This window comes from Azospirillum sp. TSO35-2 (assembly GCF_003116095.1).
Classification (GTDB): Bacteria; Pseudomonadota; Alphaproteobacteria; order Azospirillales; family Azospirillaceae; genus Azospirillum.
In genome coordinates this window covers 626,421-632,794 of the sequence record NZ_LGRA01000022.1, presented here as the reverse complement: position 1 = coordinate 632,794, position 6,374 = coordinate 626,421, and the positions used below count along the sequence as shown (strand labels likewise).

The 6,374-nt window shown below is 69.1% G+C and carries 4 protein-coding genes; all 4 read left to right on the top strand.

All coding sequences use genetic code 11. From position 1 onward, the window contains the following. Positions 1-341: 341 nt before the first annotated feature. The 4 genes from hisS to pth all read left to right on the top strand — a co-directional run bounded on the left by hisS (position 342) and on the right by pth (position 6,364). A complete protein-coding gene (gene hisS / locus TSO352_RS32780) occupies positions 342-1,691 on the top strand; it encodes a histidine--tRNA ligase (RefSeq protein ID WP_109111436.1) in 1,350 nt (449 codons plus the stop codon). A gap of 110 nt (positions 1,692-1,801) precedes the next feature. Continuing rightward, positions 1,802-4,858 carry a transglycosylase domain-containing protein gene (locus TSO352_RS32775; protein WP_109111494.1) on the top strand — a complete coding sequence of 1,019 codons (3,057 nt, stop codon included), beginning with the start codon at positions 1,802-1,804 and terminating at the stop codon, positions 4,856-4,858. Positions 4,859-5,105: 247 nt separating this feature from the next. Further along, a complete protein-coding gene (locus TSO352_RS32770; RefSeq protein WP_109111435.1) occupies positions 5,106-5,702 on the top strand; it encodes a 50S ribosomal protein L25/general stress protein Ctc in 597 nt (198 codons plus the stop codon). 89 nt (positions 5,703-5,791) lie between these two features. After that, positions 5,792-6,364, top strand: coding sequence for an aminoacyl-tRNA hydrolase (gene pth / locus TSO352_RS32765; protein ID WP_109111434.1), 573 nt, complete (start codon positions 5,792-5,794; stop codon positions 6,362-6,364). Positions 6,365-6,374 lie beyond the last annotated feature (10 nt).

Genomic DNA, 6,374 nt, shown 5'->3' with positions numbered 1-6,374 from the left:
GGCGGGGGCGGTCGCGGCCGGGCTGGCCGGAACGACCGTTGCGGCGCCGGCGACGCCGGCCGCCAGAACGGGGGCCGTCGCCATCAAGGCGGCAAACGCAAAGGTCGAAACGGACGAGCGGATACGCGACCCAAAGACGGTGCCGGACATAGGATTTCTCCATTTCGGTGAGCGATCCGCGGTGCGGGATCGTGCTTAGATGAACGTGGCCGACCCCCGGTCCATTCCACGCCCTTCCAAAAAAAATCGCCCGGCCGTGAAAATTCTTTGCCCGCAGGTGACGGGGCCGGCGAAAGGGTCTAGAAAATGCGCGCTTTTCCTTTCCAGCCGGACCCTATCCGATGAGCCTGATCACGCCCCGCACCCCGCCCGGAACGATGGAACTGCTGCCGCGCCAGCAGGTGGCGTTCCAGCGCATGCTGGACACCATCCGCCGCGGTTACGAGCGCTTCGGCTTCGTCCCCGTCGAAACCCCGGTGTTCGAAACGGTGGAGACGCTGCTGACCAAGTCGGGCGGCGAGACGGAGAAGCAGGTCTATTTCGTGCAGTCGACCGGCGCCATCCAGCAGGGCAACAAGCCGGAACTGGCGCTGCGCTTCGACCTGACGGTGCCGCTCGCCCGCTACGTGGCGGAGCATGAGCGCGACCTCGCCTTCCCGTTCCGCCGCTACCAGATCCAGCGGGTCTACCGCGGCGAGCGGGCGCAGCGCGGCCGCTTCCGCGAGTTCTACCAGTGCGACATCGACGTCATCGGCAAGGACAGCCTGTCGGCCCATTACGACGCCGAGATCCCGGCGGTGATCCACCATGTCTTCACCGAGCTGAACTTCGGCGGCTTCACCATCAACGTGAACAACCGCAAGATCCTGCTGGGCCTGCTCGACGGTCTGGGCGTCGCCGACGCCGACACCCGCGCCCTGGTGCTGCGCGAGATCGACAAGCTCGACAAGATCGGCCACGACAAGGTGCGGGCCAGCCTGATCGGCCTGAACGTCAGCGAACACGCCGCCGACACCATCCTGTCGCTGATCGCCATGACCGGCACCAACGCCGAGACGCTGGCCGCCCTGGGCGCGCTCGACATCGAGAACGCCATCTTCCGCGAGGGCGTGGCCGAGTTGACCACCGTCATCGACGGCCTGCGCGATTTCCAGGTGCCGGACGACGCGGTGCGCATCAACCTCGCCATCGCCCGCGGCCTGGACTACTACACCGGCACCGTCTACGAGACCTTCCTGAACGACCATCCCGGCATCGGCTCGGTCTGCTCCGGCGGGCGCTACGAGAATCTCGCCAGCCACTACACCAAGTCGAAGCTGCCGGGCGTCGGCATCTCGATCGGCGCCACCCGCCTGTTCTACCAGCTGATGGACGCCGGCCTGATCAAGGACGCCGCCCCCACCGCCCAGGTGCTGGTGACCCAGCTCGACCCGGCGCTGTCGGCCGATTATTTCCGCATGGCCAGCGAGCTGCGCGCCGCCGGCCTGAACACGGAAATCCAGCTCGACGGCGGCAAGATCGCCAAGCAGATGAAATACGCCGACCGCGCCGGCATCCCGGTCGTCCTGCTGATGGGCTCCGACGAAAAGGCCCGCGGCACCGCGACGCTGAAGCATCTGGTCAAGGGCGAGCAGGTCGAGGTCCCGCTGGCCGAGCTGGCGACCCGGGCAAAGGCGCTGCTGGAGGGGTGAACCAACCCTCCTTAAACCCATATTAACCAAAACACCCCTACTGTCCCGACCGAAACCGGCCGTTTCGGCCGGGTGGTAGGGGGCGTACATCCGGCATGGCGCAGGGCGGCATGGCGCAAGGTTCGGTCCAGGGCTGGGCGCGGGCGGGCACGTGGGTGCGGCGGACGGCGATCGGCGCCGCCTTGGCCGTCACCGTGGCCGCGGTCGGCTACGCCGGCTGGCAGGAGACGCGGACCTCGCGGCTCCAGGCGCGGCTGCTGTCCGGCCTTGCCCAGTCGATGACCGTCACCCTGCGCGAGGGTCCCAACCCGGCGGCGCGCTACCCCAGGCAAGGCCCCTACAACGAGCGGCTGGGCTACACCGCCCTGCCCGGCTACCTCGGCGCGCTGACCCACGACCTCTACGCCGTGGAGGAGCAGGCGGTGCTGTCGCCGGCGCTCGACCGCTTCATGGCCGGCGGCGGCTTTCCGATCTACCGGGAAAAGACCCAGGCCGGGCTGACGCTGCTCGACCGCAACGGCACCACCATGTACGCGGCGCGCTACCCGGAACGGGTGTTCGCCGGTTTCGACGACGTGCCGAAGCTGGTCGCCGACACCCTGCTGTTCATCGAGAACCGCGAGCTGCTGAACGACGACCAGCCGCGCCGCAACCCGGCGGTGGAGTGGGACCGCTTCGCCGCCGCGGTCGCCATGCTGCCGGTGCATGTCCTACGTCCCGGGCAGCGCTCGCCCGGCGGCTCGACGCTCGCCACCCAGATCGAGAAGTACCGCCACTCGCCCGACGGCCAGACCACCGGCGGGGTGGAGAAGCTGCGCCAGATGGTGTCGGCCAGCGTCCGCGCCTACCGCGACGGCGAGGACACGACCGAGGCGCGGCGGCGCATCCTGGTCGATTACCTGAACTCCACCCCGCTGACCGCCCGACCGGGCTATGGCGAGGTGAACGGGCTGGGCGACGGGTTGTGGGCGTGGTTCGGCACCGACCTGCCGATCGCCCGCCGCGTGCTGAGCGAACCGGCGGCCGACGCCCGCGGCCTGCGGCTGAAGGCGCTGGCCTACAAGCAGGTGCTGGCGCTGCTGCTGGCCCAGCGCCGGCCGTCGCATTACCTGATCCAGGACCGGGCGGCGCTCGATCGGCTGGCCGACGCCCATCTGCGGGCGCTGGCCCAGGCCGGGGTGATCGACCCGGCGCTGCGCGACGCCGCGCTGGCCCTGCCGCTGGCCTTCCGCGACGACGCGCCGCCGACCCCCGCCACCTCCTTCGTCGAGCAGAAGGCGACCAACGCCATCCGCGCCCGGCTGCTGGCCATGCTGGGGGTGCCCAGCCTGTACCAGCTCGACCGCATCGACCTCACCGCGCAATCGACGCTCGATTCGGCGACGCAGGCCCGGGTGGTCGAGGTGCTGGGGCGGCTGAACGATCCCGCCTACGCCCGCACGCTGGGGCTGACCGGCGAGCGGCTGCTGGACGCCCGCACCAACGACCTGTCGAAGATCGTCTACTCCATCACCCTGTTCGAGCGCGGGCCGGAGGCCAACTACCTGCGCGTCCAGGCCGACAACCTCGACCAGCCGCTCGACATCAACGAGGGGGCGAAGCTCGACCTCGGCTCCACCGCCAAGCTGCGCACGCTGGTCACCTACCTTGAGATCGTGACGGAGCTGCACAGCCGCTACGCCCACCTGCCCAAGGAGCTGCTGGGCGATGTCGAGGACGAGGCGTCGGACACCCTGACGCGCTGGGCGACGAGCTGGCTGGCGACCACCCCCGACCGCGGCCTGCCGGCGATGCTCAGTGCGGCGATGGAGCGGCGCTATTCCGCCAACCCGGGCGAGGTGTTCTTCACCGGCGGCGGCCAGCACGCCTTCGTGAACTTCAACAAGGACGACAACGGCCGCATCCTGACGGTGCAGGACGCCCTGCGCAACAGCGTCAACCTGCCCTTCATCCGGCTGATGCGCGACATCGTGCAGTTCTACACCGCCGACGGGGCGGACGACGGCATCGACATCCTGCGCAGCCCCGACCACCCCGCCCGCCAGGCCTATCTGGAGCGGTTCGCCGACCGCGAGGGGTCGGACTTCCTCAACCGCTTCTACAACGACTACCGCAAGCGGACCCCGGACGAGGCGCTGGCCCGGCTGGCCAGCCGGTCCCGCCCGGTGCCGCACCGGCTGGCGGTGATCTTCCGCAGTGTGCGGCCGAAGGCCGGGCTGGCCGAGTTCTCCGCCTTCCTGCGCGGCCGGCTGCCGGGGGCGTCGCTGTCGGACGGCGAGCTGTCGGCGCTCTACGCCAAATACGGGCCGGACCGCTTCCCGCTGAACGACCTCGGCTACCTCGCCCGCGTCCATCCGCTGGAGCTGTGGCTGGTCGCCTATCTCCAGCAGCATCCCGACGCCAAGCGCGCCGAGGTGCTGGCCGCCAGCGCCGACGAACGCCAGGAAAGCTACCGCTGGCTGTTCAAGAAGGGCATGGCGGCGCAGAACACCCGGATCCGCATCGGCCTGGAGGAGGAGGCGTTCAAGCGCATCACCGACCAGTGGCACAGCGTCGGCTACCCGTTCGACACGCTGGTGCCGTCGCTGGCCACCGCGATCGGCAGCTCGGCCGACCGTCCGGCGGCGCTGGCCGAGCTGATGGGGCTGATCCTGAACGACGGGGTGCGCCAGCCCACCGTGAAGATCCGCTCGCTGCATTTCGCCGCCGGCACGCCCTACGAGGCCCGGCTCGGGCTGGGTCCGCTGGAAGGCCGGCGCGTGCTGCATCCGGAGGTCTGCGCCACCATCCGCCGCGCCCTGATGGACGTGGCGCAGAACGGCACCGCCAAGCGGGTGTGGGGCGCCTTCAAGGACGCCTCCGGCGCGCCGATCCCGATGGGCGGCAAGACCGGCACCGGCGACCACCGGCTCGACCGCTGGGGGCCGGGCGGCGTCCTGCTGGAATCGAAGGCGGTCAACCGCACCGCGACCTTCGTGTTCTACATCGGCGACCGCTTCTTCGGCACCATGACCGCCTTCGTCCACGGGCCGGAGGCCGACGACTACCGCTTCACCAGCGCCCTGCCCGCCCAACTGCTGAAGAGCCTCGCCCCGGCGTTGCAGCCGCTGATCGACCAGGGCGCCACCCACACCGCCGACACCCGCCCGACCCCGGCGGGGCTGTAGCCGGGGGTTGTCCCCGGGGCGGCCAGTTGGACGATAACGCCGCCGCATCCCGCCCGCCGTGGTAGACTGGAGGCGGTCGGGGGGTCGGGTGGATGGAACAGTGGAACAGGGTGCCGGGCCGTGTTTCATGGTGTTCCAAATGTTCTGTTCGCATGGTCCTTGACGCGCCCCGCCGTTTGCCGTAAGCACGCCGCGCACGCGTCGGCACCCCTGGAGGCCGGCGCCCTTTTCGTTTTGGAGCATCGTCATGACCAAGATCATTCCGCTCGGCGCTGAGACGCGCGAACGGGCCGGCAAGGGGACCGCCCGCCAGACCCGCCGTGATGGCCGTATTCCGGCCGTCATCTATGGTGGCAAGCAGGCACCCCTGACCATTTCGCTCGAGAAGTTCGAGTTCACCCGCGTCCTGCATCAGCCGGGCTTCTTCACCCACCTGTTCGAAGTGACCGTCGACGGTGCCGCCCATCGCGTGCTGCCGCGCGACGTGCAGCTCCACCCGGTGAGCGATCTCCCGCTGCACGTCGACTTCCTGCGCGTGTCCTCCGACACCCGCATCAACGTGCAGGTTCCGGTCGAGTTCGTCGATCAGGACAAGTCGGCCGGCCTGAAGCGCGGCGGTGTCCTGAACATCGTCCGTCACGAGTTGGAGCTGAGCTGCCCGGCCGACAGCATCCCCGAGCACATCACCATCTCGTGCGAGGGCTTCGACGTCGGCGACTCGATCCACATCTCGGCGGTCAAGCTGCCGGAAGGCGTCACCTCGACGATCGCCGACCGCGACTTCACCATCGCGACGATCGTGGCGCCGTCGGGCCTGAAGTCGGAAGAGGGCGCCGCCGCCTAACGGAGCGTTCGTCCTTCGACGATGGTTACGGTGGGGGGCTTCGGCCCCCCGCTTCGTTTGTGGAGAGCGCTTTCCGTGGGGTAAGGGACATGCTGCTTCTGGTCGGACTGGGCAACCCCGGCAACGAGTATGCCCGCAACCGTCACAACATCGGTTTCATGGCGGCGGAGACCATCGCCCAGCGCCACCGCTTCACGCCATGGAAGAAGCGTTTCCAGGGCCAGACCGCCGAGGGCACCGTCGCCGGCGACAAGGTCCTGGCGCTGGAACCCGGCACCTTCATGAACCTGTCCGGCCAGTCGGTGGTGGCGGCCCTGCAATTCTTCAAGCTGAAGCCCGAGAACGTCGTCGTCATCCACGACGAGCTGGACCTGCCCCCCGGCAAGATCCGCGTGAAGAAGGGCGGCGGCCATGGCGGCCACAACGGCCTACGCTCCATCGACGCCCACATCGGCAAGGAATACTGGCGCATCCGCCTCGGCATCGGCCATCCCGGCAACAAGGACCTGGTCAGCGGCTATGTCCTGCACGACTTCGCCAAGGCCGACCGGGACTGGATCGACCCGCTGCTCGACGCCGTGTCCGACAACCTGCCGCTGATCGTGGAAGGCCAGCCGGAGCTGTTCATGAACCGGGTGACGGTCGCAACCCAAGGCAAGTGAGGCGCGGATG